General features: G+C 71.9%; 11 protein-coding genes. 5 read left to right on the top strand and 6 right to left on the bottom strand.

Annotated features, from left to right (window positions below; translation table 11 throughout):
- Positions 1 to 15: 15 nt before the first annotated feature.
- Together ACIBVN_RS11945 and ACIBVN_RS11940 are read right to left on the bottom strand one after the other, a co-directional pair.
- Positions 16 to 3,060 (bottom strand): sacsin N-terminal ATP-binding-like domain-containing protein, encoded by a 3,045-nt coding sequence (locus ACIBVN_RS11945; protein ID WP_397135348.1) that lies wholly within the window; start codon positions 3,058 to 3,060, stop codon positions 16 to 18.
- A 56-nt stretch (positions 3,061 to 3,116) separates the two neighbouring features.
- Positions 3,117 to 3,920 (bottom strand): DUF3027 domain-containing protein, encoded by an 804-nt coding sequence (locus tag ACIBVN_RS11940; RefSeq protein WP_397135346.1) that lies wholly within the window; start codon positions 3,918 to 3,920, stop codon positions 3,117 to 3,119.
- A 125-nt stretch (positions 3,921 to 4,045) separates the two neighbouring features.
- Here ACIBVN_RS11940 and ACIBVN_RS11935 point away from each other — a divergent pair, with 125 nt between their 5' ends.
- Positions 4,046 to 5,554, top strand: a complete 1,509-nt coding sequence (locus tag ACIBVN_RS11935; RefSeq protein ID WP_397135344.1) for an MFS transporter — start codon at positions 4,046 to 4,048, stop codon at positions 5,552 to 5,554.
- 9 nt (positions 5,555 to 5,563) lie between these two features.
- Here ACIBVN_RS11935 and ACIBVN_RS11930 read toward each other — a convergent pair whose 3' ends face one another.
- Together ACIBVN_RS11930 and ACIBVN_RS11925 are read right to left on the bottom strand one after the other, a co-directional pair.
- The gene (locus ACIBVN_RS11930) at positions 5,564 to 5,959 is read right to left on the bottom strand and encodes a cold-shock protein (protein ID WP_397135342.1); all 396 of its coding nucleotides are present in this window, start codon (positions 5,957 to 5,959) and stop codon (positions 5,564 to 5,566) included.
- 89 nt (positions 5,960 to 6,048) lie between these two features.
- Complete coding sequence (locus tag ACIBVN_RS11925) at positions 6,049 to 6,669, bottom strand: HAD family hydrolase (protein WP_397135340.1); 621 nt, start codon at positions 6,667 to 6,669, stop codon at positions 6,049 to 6,051.
- 116 nt (positions 6,670 to 6,785) lie between these two features.
- On the opposite strand from ACIBVN_RS11925, the gene ACIBVN_RS11920 reads away from it, so the two are divergent.
- On the top strand, positions 6,786 to 7,181 hold the full coding sequence (locus ACIBVN_RS11920) for a hypothetical protein (protein WP_397135338.1): 396 nt from the start codon (positions 6,786 to 6,788) through the stop codon (positions 7,179 to 7,181).
- Positions 7,182 to 7,240: 59 nt separating this feature from the next.
- A complete protein-coding gene (locus ACIBVN_RS11915; protein ID WP_397135336.1) occupies positions 7,241 to 7,858 on the top strand; it encodes a TetR/AcrR family transcriptional regulator in 618 nt (205 codons plus the stop codon).
- Here ACIBVN_RS11915 and ACIBVN_RS11910 read toward each other — a convergent pair.
- Positions 7,851 to 8,780 carry a hypothetical protein gene (locus ACIBVN_RS11910; protein WP_397135334.1) on the bottom strand — a complete coding sequence of 310 codons (930 nt, stop codon included), beginning with the start codon at positions 8,778 to 8,780 and terminating at the stop codon, positions 7,851 to 7,853. The genes ACIBVN_RS11915 and ACIBVN_RS11910 overlap by 8 nt on opposite strands.
- A 45-nt stretch (positions 8,781 to 8,825) precedes the next feature.
- Between ACIBVN_RS11910 and ACIBVN_RS11905 the strand changes: the two genes are divergently transcribed.
- Entirely contained in the window at positions 8,826 to 11,186 is a 2,361-nt protein-coding gene (locus ACIBVN_RS11905) for a helicase-associated domain-containing protein (protein ID WP_397135332.1), read from the top strand.
- 22 nt (positions 11,187 to 11,208) lie between these two features.
- Here the strand turns inward: ACIBVN_RS11905 and ACIBVN_RS11900 are convergent, their stop codons facing one another.
- Positions 11,209 to 12,633 (bottom strand): hypothetical protein, encoded by a 1,425-nt coding sequence (locus ACIBVN_RS11900; protein ID WP_397135330.1) that lies wholly within the window; start codon positions 12,631 to 12,633, stop codon positions 11,209 to 11,211.
- A 353-nt stretch (positions 12,634 to 12,986) separates the two neighbouring features.
- Between ACIBVN_RS11900 and ACIBVN_RS11895 the strand changes: the two genes are divergently transcribed.
- On the top strand, positions 12,987 to 14,462 hold the full coding sequence (locus ACIBVN_RS11895) for an AMP-binding protein (protein ID WP_397135328.1): 1,476 nt from the start codon (positions 12,987 to 12,989) through the stop codon (positions 14,460 to 14,462).
- Positions 14,463 to 14,559: the final 97 nt, after the last annotated feature.

Raw genomic sequence — 14,559 nt, 5'->3', positions numbered from 1 at the left:
GCAGGAACCGCGTCGTCAGGACAGGTCGGACTCGGCGAGAAGGAGCGGCACCGAGGCGGGGTCGCGCAGCAGGGCCGCCACGGCGAGGCGGTCGTTCCACTGGCCGGTCGCCCAGGCCAGGCCGCGCGCGAGGCCGTCGAGCCCCGTGCAGTGCACCATGCCGTCGAAGAAGCGCCAGGTGCACTCCACCCCGTCCACCAGCAGCTTCTCGTGCTCCACATAGGTGGAAGGCGCCGTGGGCAGCAGGGCCAGCACCTCAGCAGGCACGGAACGCACCTGCCCCTGCGAGGTGACCTCGCCCGACGTCAGCTCGCCGGCGAGCGGCAGGTCCAGCAGCTCCGACAACGACTCCGCCAGATCGTACGGCGCCAGCACCAGCGGCCGGCCGGCCACGAGCTGCAGCAGGTCGGGCGCCTCCACCACCACGGCGTCGTCCGCGGCGGCCACCACGATGGCGCCTTCCAGCACCGCACGCACCCGGGACGGCGGCGCCACGCGAGAAGGATCCACGGCGGCCAGCGCGATCCACAGGGCGCGGAGCTGCGCCCGGTCCACCTCGACGGAGTCGTCGGCCATCAGGTCAAGGAGCTCCTCGGGCCCGCCGTGCGAGGAGAGCAGCTCCGGCAACGTCGTGCGGACGCCCAGCATGGACAGGGCCGTCTCGTCGAGCCCCGCGGGCGCGTCCTCGTACAGGCCCTGGAGCAGCGGGTCGGCCCCGGGGAGCCGCAGCTCCAAGGGCTTGCGCCCGCCCAGCACCGGGTGGTTGGCCAGCCACCACGCCGTATAGGACGGCACCTCCACCCCGGCCACCCGCAGCGGGTGGAGGGCGGCACGCAGCGGCGGGCGGGTCAGCAGCTCCAAGGCCGCCGCCCAGTCGGCCACCAGCTCCAGGTCGCGCACCGCCACGAACTCCGGCACCAGCGGCGGCACGTCGAGCTCCGGCAGCAGGTCGAGCACGTGGTCGAGCCAGTCGTCCTCGCCGTCGAGGTCGTGGTCGCAGTCGTCGTGGTCGAGCAGCACGTCGGCCTCGTGCACCACCGCGAACCCGTCGAGCACGCCCGCCGCCGCCAGCACCCGCGCGCCGTACGCCTCCTCCAGCTCGGCAGCGGCCACCCCGAGATGCGTGTCAGACTCCAGGAGCCCGGCCAGCGCCCCGTGGGCCAGCATGAGCTCCCCGGCCGGGTAGAGCTCGCCGTCCGCGCCGCGCAGGGCCAGCTCGGCCAGCCACGGCGCCTCCCCCGGCGCCAGCGCCGACGCCTCCACCAGCGACAGCACGGCCCGCGCCACCGCTCCGGGGTCGGGGCTGTCGAGCGACTGCGCCACGGCGGCCTTGGTCAGCGGGTCTTCGAGGATCGTACGCGGCGTCGCCTCAGCCGCGCCCAGCCTGAGCAGCGCCGGGTGGGCCGCCTCGGGATGCACGATGCGCAGCCCCAGCGGCGTCAGGTCCAGTTCCGCCCCGCCGTCGGTGAGGATGAGCGTGCCGCGCGGCCCGCGCACCAGCCGGCCGTCGGTCAGCGGCACCGGCAGGGCGCCCAGCGACTCGGGGTCGTCGGCGGGCAGCACCTCGTAGAGCGAACGCCACCACGACGGCTCGCGGGCCTCGACGGCCTCGCCCGACAGCAGATCGACCACGTCGGCCAGCTCGACCCTGCGCACGCCAAGCGCGGCCATGGCCGGGTGCCTGGCGGGCCACCCGGCGGGCAGCAGCCCGGGCACGAAGTCGGCGACCGCCGCCAGCAGCTCGCCCGTGCCGGACGGCACCACGGCCGCCTCACGGCCGGCGACCACCCAACCGTCGCCTTCGGGCTCGCGCGCGGGGTGCTCGACCCGCCACTCGGCGTCGGGCTCGTAGACCTCGGCGTCGGCGAAAGACGGCGTCTGTACGGCGGGCGCGGGCGCGGACAGCGCGGGCAGCAGCGGCGTCGAGGGCAGCCTGGCCAGCACGGCACGGCGGATCCTGGCGTCCAGCTCGCCCTTGCCCATCAGGGACGGCACCAGGTCGAGCAGCTTGGGCGTGCGCGGCAGCTCCCGCAGCAGCCGCACATAGGCGTCGGCCACCCGCTCGACCAGGAAGTCGGCCAGCGGCCCCTTGGCGAAGTGGCGCCGGTCGGTGGCCATCGGGAACGACGCGATCAGCAGCGCGGGCAGGTCGAGCGGCTCGTCGCTGGGCGTGGGCGCGTGCACGACGGGCGGCACCGTGGCGGGCAGCGGCCCCGGCTCGCCGCTGCCGGTGACGGGAACCGCCCAGCGCAGGGACCAGTAGGGGCGGGCGCGCTCCTCGGTGGGCCGGTCGGCGAAGAGCCTGCTCACCTCCTCGGGCGTGAACTCCCCCGACTCCGACACGACGTGCCAGCCGTCGGCGGCCACGGTGCGTACGGACCCGTCGAGGTCGATCTCAATGCTCTCCAGCGCCGGCATGCCGAGCAGCAGCGCCGGGCTGGTCTCGTCCAGCATCCGGCGGACCGCCTCGACGCAGGCCTGATCGCGCAGCGGCAGGCGGACGAGCGTGTCGAAACCCTCGGGCACGTCGAGCGGCGGCGCGTCGAACGGCAGTCTGAGCAGCGGAACGTGCCCCGAGCGGTCGGCCAGCTCGCCCACGAGCGCAGGGATCTCCGACACCGCCGCGGAGGTCTCCACGCGCGACCAGCGGACCGCGCCGCTCCCGCGCGAGCCGATGGACGGCTCGTCGCAGACCGACACCACCGCCGCGAACCCGACACCGAACCGCCCCGCCGCGCCGATCTCGTCGCGCTTGCCGGAGACCCGCAGTGTCGACAGGCCCTCCACGCCGGTGGCGTCGAGCGGGGCGCCGGTGTTGGCGGCCGTCAGCACGTCACCCTTGAGCGTCAACCGCAGCATCCCAGGCACGCCCGCACGCAGGGCCGCGTCGGCGGCGTTCTGGGCGAGCTCGACGATCAGCCGGTCGCGGTAGCCGCCGAGCGCGAAGTCCTCCTCGGCGTTGGCGTCCTCGCGGAACCTGGCGGGCGAGGCCGTCCACGCGGACAGGACGGCGGCTCGCATCCGGTCAGTGCCGTAGGTGCCAGAGTTGTCGAGCGTCATCGATCACGATCCTGATTGAGAGGTTGAGGCCAGGCGTAGGGTAGCGGCCTTCGCGATCAGGAGTGGCCGAGTTCTTCGGTGGCGGATTCGTCGACCGAGCCCGCCGCCTCCTCCTCCATCAGGTCGTAGCCCAGGTCGTCGAGGATGGGAGTGGCCTGCTCGACGGGCGGCGGCAGCACGGCGGCCTCCGAATGGGCGCCGCAGCCGTGGTCGGCGGCCACGACCTTGCCGTCGTCCGGCGCGTACTCATTGGCGCAGACCCCGAACATGTGCCGCAAGCCACCCGCGAGCAGCCAGAAGAAGCCGCAGGTGGAGCACTGCGCGGGAGCGGCGTGTGCGATCGGCGTGTGCGGCCCGTGCTCGCCCGAGTGCCAGCGCCTGGCCGCCCGGTCCTTGCCGATGGCCGAGAGCACACGGGCCCGGCCCAGGCCGTACTCGAAAACCGCCTGTCGCTCTGCGTCGTCGTCGGTGTCGGTGAAACCGGGCGTGAGCCTGTCGTCGTCTTCCGGGGTCGGCAGCAGGTCGCCCACGCCGAGATCGCCGGGGCGCAGCCGCTCGCTCCACGGCAGCCACTCGGGCGCGAGCAGCGCTCCCGAGCCGGGCAGCAGGACGGCCTCGCTGACCGTGACCTTCTTGGCCCGCGAGGCGCGCGTGACGGTGACGGCCCAGCGCCAGCCGCGATAGGCCTTGTCGAGACAGGCGAAGTAGTGGGTGACGATCCGGTCGCCTTCGCTCTCGAAGCCGAGGTGCTCGCCGGGCTCCCCCGGGCGCGCGAGCTCCTCCGCCGCGGCACGCGCCAGATCGACCGCGGCGACACAGGCCTGGTCGGGAGCGGAGACGCGGGCCCTGGTGCGGCTCATCGGGCAGCCTCCGCCGAAAGGTGCTGTTCGCTCACACTTCATTCTCACCCATGGGCGGACCGGAGACGCCCACAACGTGGGATCCGGCTCCGAGATCGCGGACTAATCGGGTAAGACTGGTAGGCGTGGAGGGAGGCTGGGGCCGGGCACGTGAGGTCTCGCGGCGGGTGGCGCGCGGCGTCGCCGACGCGGGGCGCGCGACTGCGCGCGCTAGCCGGGCCACGGCCAGCGGCACGGCCAGGGCGAGCAGGGCCACGGCAAAAGGTGCGCGAAAAGTCGGCAAAGCGACGCGCCGCCTCACGTACGCCAACGGCGCCGACCGCACCGGGCTCGGCCGCCTGATCGAGCTGTCGGCGGGCAACAGCGCGAGCGACGCGCTGGTCACGGTGGCGCTGGCGAGCACGGTGTTCTTCGGCGTGCCCGTGGGCGAGGCCCGCGGCTCGGTGGCCCTCTACCTGGTCATCACCATGCTGCCGTTCGCGTTGCTCGCGCCCTTCGTGGGGCCGATTCTCGACAGGTTCAGGTCGGGGCGGCGCTACGTGATGGCGGGCACGCTGTTCGGGCGGGGGCTGCTCTGCTTCGCGATGGCCGCCGCGGTGGGTCCTGGCGACCTGCCGACGCTGTTCATCGGGGCGCTGGGCGTGCTGGTGCTGTCGAAGGCGTACAACGTGTCGCGGGCGGCGATCATGCCGAGCGTGCTGCCCGCCGACATCACGCTGGTGTCGGCGAACGCGCGGGTGGCGCTGTTCACGTTGGTCTCCGCGGGAATCGCGGTGCCGATCGGCGCGGGGCTGACCGCCTGGCTGGGCAGCGCGATGGTGCTGCGCGTCGCGATGGTGGGCTTCCTGCTGCTCGGAGTCGTCGCGGTACGCCTGCCGCGCCACATCGACTCACCTGACCTGGAGGAAGAGGGCGCGGCGCCCCGATGGCGCACCCTGCTCAAGGTGGGCCCCGCGGTCGCCGAGGCCGTCTGGGCGAACGTGGCGCTCCGGGTCTTCTCCGGGTTCCTGCTGTTCTTCCTGCTGTTCCTGGTGCAGGACAGGGCGGTGCCCTGGCTGGCCGCGGGGGCGCAGGACCCGTTCTTCGACATCCCCAAGACGATCGCGCTGCTGGCGGCCGCCGCCGGGCTGGGCGGCCTGGTCGGCGCCGCCGTGGCCAACTGGACGCGCAACCACGCGCCGCAGGTCATCGTGCTGGTCACGCTGGCCGTGACCGTCGTGACCAGCATCGTGAGCGCGATCTTCTTCGGCCTGTGGACCGCGCTGGCCATCTCGCTGGTCACGGCCTTCGCGCAGGAGCTCGGCAAGCTGGCGCTCGACGCGATCGTGCAGCGGGAGATCGGCGAGGAGGTGCGCTCGTCCACGTTCGGCGTGGTCGAGGCGGTGCTCCAGCTCGCCTGGGTGTTCGGCGGCCTGGTCGGGCTGGTGCTGTCGCTGACCCAGAGCAGCCTGGCGGGGCTGGTCACGCTGGCCGTCGCCCTGACGGGCGCGCTCGGCTGGCTGCTGATCTCCAGGCGGAAGCGCGTGCGCGCGACCGACGCCAAGCTCCGCAAGGAACGCGCCGAGGCCGGCGGGCACCCTCAGCGGGCCGACACCCTCGACCCGACCAAACCCCTCACCAACCCCAACGGCTGAGCCCGGCCCTCAGGCGTCGAGGTCGTCGGCGACGGCTCTGAGCACCTGGGCGATCTTCTTGGCGTGCGCCGCGTCCGGGTGCTTGCCCCGCTGGTACGAGGTCGAGACGCCGTCGAGCAGCTTGATCAGGTCTTCGACGATGACGACCATCTCGTCCGGCTTCTTCCGCTTGCCCTTGGGCTTCGTCTTGGCCAGGGTCGGCGGCTGCTCCAGAATCCGCACCGAGAGCGCCTGCTGGCCGCGACGCCCCTCGGCCACCCCGAACTCGACCTTCTGGCCGGGCTTGAGCGGGGCAGCACCGGTGGGCAGCGCGGATGAATGCACGAAGACCTCACCGCCGTCGTCGCGGGTGAGGAAGCCGAATCCCTTGTCGGCGTCGTACCACTTGACCTTGCCACTCGGCACAGGAGGACCTCGTTCAAACAGTCGAAAAGATGGATGGATGTAGGTTATGCCCCTGAGCGCGCCAGGGCGACCGGGTAAATCCCGAACAATTACCGGAGTTCATCATGCTTGCGCCAACCGGCGAACCAGGTGGCGAATTCGGTCAGGTCGGCCAGTGCCACATCCGTTCCGTGTTCACGCAGCTCTCCCACCGTGTAAGGGCCGGTCGCGACTGTCACGCTCACGGCGCCGCCCGCACGTGCCGCCTCGATGTCCGCGACATGGTCACCAACATAAGCCGCCGCGCCGAACCGCGCGAGTGCCGAACCCTTGGCAGCACCGAAAACCGAGCCGACCACTTCGTCCACGGCGAGGCCGAGGAGCTTGACCGTGCCGATGGCGTCCCGCAGGTTCTTGCCCGTCACCACGATCACCCGGCCGCCGCGGGCGCGTACTGCCTCGATCGCGTCGTACGCCCCCGCCATGGCCGTGTGCACCGGAACCCCCATTTCCGGATACAGCTCCCTAAAGAGGTCGGCGGCCGCCGCGACCTCCTCGACAGGCAGCCAGTTGGCCAGCTCCACCTCCAGCGGCGGCCCCAGCCTGCTCACCACTGCCGCGGAGTCAATGGGGACGCCCAAACGCACGGCCAGCTCGTCGAAAACGGCAGCGATCCCCTCTCGCGTGTCCGCCAATGTCATGTCAAGGTCGAATCCCACCGAAGTCGTCACATGTGCAGGATGCCAAACGGCGCCCAAGCGCACGTAACGGCGGTCCCCTCTGACACCCCTTGTTGTGGGACCGTAGGAATGGGATGAAAGGAATTACTTATCGGAGAGGAGCGGCTGTGACTGACACCCCCAAGCCGCCACATGTCGGAGACCGGCTCGTCGCCTCCTCCGCCCCGCCCCGCCCGCACAGACCCGCCCGGCCGGGCGGCCCGACCGTGACGCTCTGGAGCCGGACCGTGTCGGCCCTGGCCTACCTGGTCAAGGTCGCCTCCAGGCTGGCCGCGCTGGTCGTGGTGCTCTACGCGGTGTTCACGGTGTTCAAGGCCAACCCCGCCAACGCCTGGTACCAGTTCGTGGAGTCATTCGCCGCGTCGCTGTCCCTGGGCCTGGCCAACCTGTTCGAGCTCGGCGACCCGCGCTGGACGGCGCTGGTCAACTACGGCCTCGCCGCGGTCGTCTGGCTGATCATCGGCTCCGCGCTCGCGGGTCTGATCCGGCGTGCCGCTCCATGACCGCAGCCCCCGCTACTTGCAGTAACGACTACTCTCTATGCGGAGGTAACAGGATAGACATGACCAGATCAACCCGTGAGCGGATCATCGATGAGGCCCTGCGGTTGTTCGCCGAGCGGGGTTACTCCGCCACTTCCGTGGCGGAGATCGAGGCCGCCTCAGGGCTGTCCCCCGGCGCCGGAGGGCTCTACAGGCACTTCAAGTCCAAGTACGAGGTGCTGGCCGCGGCGATCAACGAGCACGCCAGCCGTACCAGGAGCCAGGTGGCGGAGAGCCTGGCCGAGCTGAGCGCCATGGAAGCGTCGGTGGAGCTGGAGGAGCGACTGTCCCACGTGTGCCGCGCCGGGCTGGCCAAGGTACGCGAGGAGTCCGAGCTGACGCGGGTGTTCTTCCGCGACCTCAGCCAGTTCCCCGAGCTGGTCGCCGTGGTGCGGGAGGGGCTGCTGCAGCCCATGTTCGACGCGATCGTGACCTGGTTCAGGGCGCAGCCCGAGTACAAGGACGTCGAGCTCGACTGGACGGGCATCTCGGCGGTGCTCGGCGGCGCCGTGGTGCACTACCGGCTGTTCCAGGAGACCGTGGGCGAGCTGCCGGGTTACGCGGAGAAGGACCAGTTCGTCACCGCCTGGGTACGCCTGGCGGTCGGCCTCCTGCCAAGCCCCGCGCCCGTCAGCTGACGTCGAGCAGCCGGTAGGCCAGCCACACCACGCCCAGCCCGGTCCCGATCATGAACATCGTGCCGCTGACGTCGTAGAACTGCGTGAAGAACGCCTGCAACCCCGGCTCGCTCCCCACCCGCAGGCCCCCGACGAGCACGCCGCCCACCGAGTAGCCGAGCAGCGGCGCGCCGATCCCGAGCAGCTTGTCACGCAGGTTCCAGCTCTCGCTGAACAGCACGATCACCGCGCCGGCCGCCCACACCAGCACGGGAACCTCGAAGATCGCCACCGGCGGCAGGTCGAACGGCAGCAGCAACGCCGCCACCACCAGGATGACCATCGCGGCGGTCTCGCGCGAGTGCTCCTTGACGATGGTCCTGGCATCTCTGCCGCCGGTCGCCATCGGGTTCGCGCTTGACATGGCCATCCGGCGCAGACCCGCGAACGGCAGCCCTCGGCTCGGCCGCCTGCCGAGGCTCTCCTGAGCGATCCTCCGGTACGCCTGCACGCCAGGAGGCACGTCACCGTCGTCCACGATCGTGGGGAAACGCATCGTGGAGCCCGACTCCTGGCGCAGGACCGACCCCGACTCAGGCGTCCCTGGACGCTGCTCGGGCGCCGCTGTGCTCACTTGCGGCGGACCTCCAGCCGCGGCGCCAGCCCCCGCCCCGGCGACGCCCGCCGCCGGGTCGCGCTTCGTGGGGACGCCCGCCTCGGCGAGCCTGCGGGCCTCCCGCTCCACCAGTGCCACCGGATCGCCGAACCTGGCCAGCACCTTCGACACCTCGCGGGCGTTCTGGCTGCCGCGCCGCTCCACCTCGATCCTGGCCCGCAGCCGCTTGGCGAAGTCGAGCCGCTGGTCGGCCCTGAGCACGCCGTGGGCGGCATCGGCCGCCCTGGAGACGTAGTTCAGCACGAGCTGGTCCGCGCGCTCTATCACGTCTAGCAATGCTGCCCCAATCAGGGGGGACATACCATGGCAACGATGGAGTTCACGGAGTGGATCAGGGGGCGCACCGACGAACAGCTACGGGCGCTCGTCTCCGCGCGGCCCGAGCTGATCACTCCGGTGCCCGCACATCTGGAGGGGCTGGCGTCGCGGGCGGGCAGCCCGTCGGCGATCGGCAGGGTGCTCGACCGGCTCGACCGTTTCACGCTCGCCGTCGTGGAGACGCTGGCCGTACAGGACGGGCCGATGGCCAAGGAACGGCTGCGCGAGCTCGTGAGCGCGGCCCTGTCCGCCGGCGCCGAGCCCGGCACGGCTGGCGGCGGGGGCGACGCCGAGCCCGCGCTGTCGGCGGCGCTCGACCGGCTGTACGACCTGGCGCTGGTCTACGGGCCCGACGGCGCGCTCGAGCTGGGCCCCGGTGTGCGCAAGGTGCTCGAGGACCCGGCCGGGCTGGGGCCCAGAGCGGTCGACGCGTTCCGGCACCACCCGCCGGAGCAGCTCGACGAGATGGCCGACGACATCGCGCCGGACACCCGGGGCTCCGGCAAGGAACGGCTGGCGGCCGCGCTGGCCGAGCCCGCCGCACTCGTCGAGTCCGTCTCGCCGGAGGCCAGGGGCGCTCTCGACCAGCTCGCCTGGGGCCCGCCGACCGGCCGCGTGCCCAACGCCAGGCGCGAGGTACGCGTGGCGTCCGCCCGTTCGCCCATCGAGGAGCTGCTGGCCAGAGGGCTGCTGGCGGCCACGGGCGAGGAGAGCGTGACGCTGCCCCGCGAAGTGGGGCTCTACCTGCGGGGCGGCCGGGTGCACCGCGACCTGCTGGCCGTTCCCCCGCCGCTCGAAGGGTCCACGCGTGACAAGGACCTGGCCGATCGCACGGCGGCCGGGCAGGCGTTCTCGTTCGTCAGGTCGGTCGAGGAGCTCTGCGACCGGTGGAGCGTCGATCCGCCGGGCGTGCTGCGTACCGGCGGCCTGGGCGTGCGCGACCTGAAGCGCACGGCGGGCGAGCTTGACCTGCCCGAGTGGGTGGCGGCGCTGGTCATCGAGGTCGCGCACGCGGCCGGGCTGATCGCGGCCGGGGGCGGCGTGGACGGCGAGTGGCTGCCGACCTCCGGCTACGACCTGTGGCGGGTCAGGGCGACCGCCGACCGGTGGGTCGCGCTCGCGACCACGTGGCTGCACATGGACCGCGTGCCCGGCCTGGTCGGAGAGCGGGATGAGCGGGACAGGCCGCTCAACGCCCTGCACACCGATCTGCGCCGCGCCTCCGCGCCCGGAGTCAGGGCGGCCACGCTGGGCGTGCTGGCCGCCGCGCCGGGACTCGCGCCCGCACGTGACTCCGTGCTCGAACGGCTGGCGTGGGAGCAGCCGCGCCGCCGGGGGCCGTTGCGGGAGCGGCTCACCGAGTTCGCGCTGCGGGAAGCCGAGCAGGTGGGCGTGACGGGGCTGGGTGCGCTGTCGGCACATGGGCGGGCGCTGCTCGAGGGCGGCGAGCCGGCGGAGGCGCTGGCGCCGCTGCTGCCGGAGCCCGTCGATCACGTGCTGCTCCAGGCCGATCTGACCGCCGTCGCCCCCGGGCCGCTCACGAGCGAGCTCAACCGCTGGATGACGCTCACCGCCGACGTGGAGTCGAAGGGCGGCGCGACGGTCTACCGGTTCAGCGAGAGCTCCGTCCGGCGGGCTCTCGACGCCGGGCACGGAGGCGAGGAGCTGGTGTCGATGCTGGCCCGCCACTCGGCCACGCCGGTGCCGCAGGCGCTGTCGTACCTCGTGACAGACGTGGCCAGACGCCATGGCCGCATCCGCGTGGGCACCGCCAGCGCGTACATCCGCTGCGACGACCCCGCGCTGCTCGACCAGATCACCGCCGACCGGCGCTCCGCCGCGCTGCGGCTGCGCCGGCTGGCCCCCACCGTGATCGCCTCCCGCTCGTCCAGGGCGGCGCTGGTCGACTCGCTTCGTGCCATGGGGTACGCGCCCGTGGCCGAGTCGCTCGACGGCGATGTGATCGTCTCGCAGCTCGACAGCCGCCGTACCGAGGGGCCTGCGCCCGTCCGTACCGTCTCCTCAGGCAACGGGCTGGATCCCGAGGTGGCGGCGGCGGCCGTACGCGCGCTGCGGGCCGGCGACGCGGCGCACCTGGCGCGGCGCGAGCCCGTCGAAGCGCCGGGCGGCCAGGTGCCGCGCGGGCCCGCGACGGCCACCATCTCGGCCCTGCAGGAGGCGATCAAGCAGGGCGTGCGCGTGTGGATCGGCTACCTCGACTCGCAGGGCAACGCGACCTCGCGCATCCTGGAGCCGGCCCGGATGGAGGGCGGCTATCTGACCGCGTACGACGAGACCCGGGCCGCCGTCCACCGCTTCGCCCTCCACCGCATCACCGGCGTCGCCGGCCTCTGACCTCTGCCAGGACCATGCCGGGTCAGGGGCCCGTCGCGGTGGTGGCGGCCAGGGCGATCAGCGTGCGGGCGTGCGCGTCGTCGCGCTTGGCAGCCTGCTTGAGCAGCAGCGCCAGCGCCCCCTTGGCCGCCCTCGCCACGGGCTCGTCGCAGGATGCCAGCCGCCGCAGGTGGCGCAGCGAGTCGGCCGGGTACCGGACGGACAGCCCGCCGCCCAGCGCCACCACCGCCGCCATGGCCCGCGGGTCGGCGGGGTCGGCGGCCCAGGCCAGCGCGAGCCTCAGCGCCTCGGGGGCGAGCGTGTCGTCGGCGCACATGTACGACAGCGCGTTCCCGGCGGCCAGCCGCTCCGCGCCCGCGCCCCGTGCCCACACCTCGAGGAACTCCTCGCGGGCCTGCCCCAGCGAGTACGCCGCCAGCACCGCCACGCCCTCCGAAGCCCGTGCCGACACGTCGAGCCCCTCCAAGGCCAGCGACCGCACCCATTCGTGCAACGGCTGCCACAGCCAGAACCCGTACCGCCCGACCAGCTCGGCGAGCACCTGCCCCCGGTGATGCGGCGCCAGGAAGCCCGCCCGCCCCTCGGCGGAGCCGATCAAGGGGTGGGGAGCCCCGACCGGCCGGGGACCGCGCTTCTCATGTGTCTGGCAGATCTGCTCGAGCCGGGCGAACTGCTGCTTGAAGACGGGCTCGGCAACCCGGTGCAGGAACGCCAGCGCCGCCGCCTCCCGCACCTCGTGCAGCGGCGGCTTGGTGTCGAACCAGGCCGCCACCTCCTCCCCCGCCGGCTCGTCGTCCCGCGCCAGGCTCACGACCTCAGCCGGCGTCGGCAGGGTCAGCGCCAGGTCCCTGGCCCGGGCGAGTTCCTCTGAGGGCCGCCTCGCGCGCACGCCGTACGTGCTGAGGCAGAAGTCGAACAGCTCCCCCGGGTCGGGCGCGGACCACTGCTGCTCCACCTCGACCGCATCCGAGAGCGCGCCGTTCCTGGTGATGACGAGGTACGAGCCCTGCTCCGCGAGCTTGCGCGCCAGGTTGACCAGCTCGATCCTGTCGGTGCTCTCCGCGATCCAGTCGTGCAGCAGGTACGCCCTGCCCGGCTCGTACTCGACCCTGGACAGCAGCTCCGCGGCGGTACGGGCGGGCGACAGCACGGTGATCGCGCCGTCGGCCAGGGACATGCGGGAAAGCAGGGCCATGGCGCCTAATCGTTTGCCCGACTCCTCCTTGCCCACGAGAACGAGCAGGTGGCGGATGGAGAGCCGGCGCACCGCCTCGGGGAAGCAGTCCGGCTCCAGGTAGGAGCGCAGGAGCGCGTCCGCCTCCCGCCTGTTGAGGTCTCTGGTGACCGGCGCGGCGACCGACCGGACGAAGTCGGAGACGGTTTTGAGGCGCTGGCGGAGCGCCCTGTCGTCGAGATCGATCTCGCCCGATTCAGGCGTTTCGGTCACGAAAGTCACCCCAGGGTTGACTGGAAACTTTTCTACAGAAAATATCTTCGCCTAACAAGTTTTTTCGCTTAATACGGGGCGGTCGCGCAACGTCACGAGGCCGTTCCGAACAGGGGTTTCGCGCGAGCCTAACAGTCAGAGCCACCGACCAGGACATGTCGACCATGCCCTCCATCGCTCTCGGCAGGTCCTACGCGCCCTGAGCTCCAACCATTACACGATCCAGGCCAGCGAGAAAACACGAATACCCATAAAAGGCGATTTTTCGCTATTTACCCCCCAGCCCAGCGCCGTCCACTGCGGCGAGTCAAGGGTTGACTGCGCCACCTTGATCGCATCAGGTTGGGCATGTGATGACCGAGCAGACGCTGGGCCGGCTGGCCGAGGAGTCATGGGGCCGATTCGACGACCACGACGCGATCTTCTACGAGGGAGTCTGGCATCGCAGCCACGCGCTCGCCGAACGGGCACGCCGGATGTGCGGCGGGTTCGCCGAGGCGGGGATCAGGCCCGGCGACCGGGTGGTCGTGATGATGGCGACCTCGCCCGAGGTGCCGCTGATCTACCAGGCGCTCTGGGCCGCGGGCGCAGTGGTGACCCCGGTGGTGTTCCTGGTGGGCGCCGAGGAGCTGCGGCACATCCTGCTCGACAGCGGCGCGTCCGCGATCGTCACCTCGCCGGAGCTGGCGGAGACCGTACGCGCCGCCGCCGTCGATATCCCGATCCATGTGGAGACGGGCGAGCTGGAACGGGCCTCAGAACGTGGCCCGGTGGCCAGGGACCCCGGCGATCTGGCGGCGCTCATGTACACCGGCGGCACGACGGGCAAGGCCAAGGGCGTCATGCTGAGCCACCGGGGACTCTGGAAGGTGGCCAAGGATGCCTGGGACATGTCCCACCAGGAGGGGAAGAACCGCGCCCTGTTGCCCGTGCCACTCTCGCACGCGTACGGGCTGATCATCTCGGTGGCCTCGATGCACGCCACGGAGCCGCAGCAGACGGTGCTGATGCGCTGGTTCGAGCCGAAGGCCTTCCTCGAGCTGGCCGCCGGGCAGCGCGTCCAGTACGGCACCGTCGTGCCCACCATGATCCAGCAGCTCCTCGACGAGCCGCTCGAGTCGCACCCGCTGCCCGACCTCTCCTACCTCACCTGCGGCGCGGCGCCGCTCGCGAGGGACGTGCTGGAGGAGTTCGAGCGCAGGATGCCGGGCGTGCAGATCCTCGAGGGGTACGGCCTGACCGAGACCAGCGCTGTCACCACGTTCAACCCCCCGGGCAGGCGCAGGACGGGCAGCGTCGGCCTGCCGCTGCCCGGCTACACGATCACCATCCGCGACGGCGACGGCGAGGCGATGGAGATCGGGGACGTCGGCGAGGTCTGTGTCTCGGGAGACTCGCTGATGCAGGGTTACTGGGGTGAGCAGGAGCCGGACCCCGAGGGCACCGCGCTGGTCGGCGACGAGCTGCGTACCGGAGACATCGGCTGCCTGGACGACGACGGCTACCTCTACATCGTGGACAGGAAGAAGGACCTGATCATCCGCGGCGGGTTCAACGTGTTCCCGCGCGACGTCGAGGACGCGCTCAACCGGCACCCCGACGTGGTGATCTCGGGCGTCGTGGGCCGGCCGGACCCGCGCGTCGGCGAGGAGGTCGTGGCGTTCGTCCAGCTCAGGCAGGGAGCGTCGGCGACGGCCGAGGAGCTGGTCGAGTGGGCGCGCGAGCGGGTGGGCCGGGTGAAGTATCCGCGCGAGGTGAGGTTCGTGGACTCGGTCCCGGTCACGAGTGTGCTCAAGCTCGACAGGAAGGCCCTGCGGGCGCGGCTCTAGCTCCAATGCCGTTTAGTTTGGCTTCACGCTGGTTTGTCAAGGTTCATCGGGCATGTGGATGTTGATGCTGATGGTGGCCTTGTAGCTGGTTCGGTCG

This window comes from Nonomuraea sp. NPDC049400 (genome assembly GCF_044466425.1).
In the GTDB taxonomy this organism is placed as follows: domain Bacteria; phylum Actinomycetota; class Actinomycetes; order Streptosporangiales; family Streptosporangiaceae; genus Nonomuraea.
Note: the sequence above shows the minus strand (reverse complement) of the source record. Positions and strands in the feature narration are given on the sequence as shown.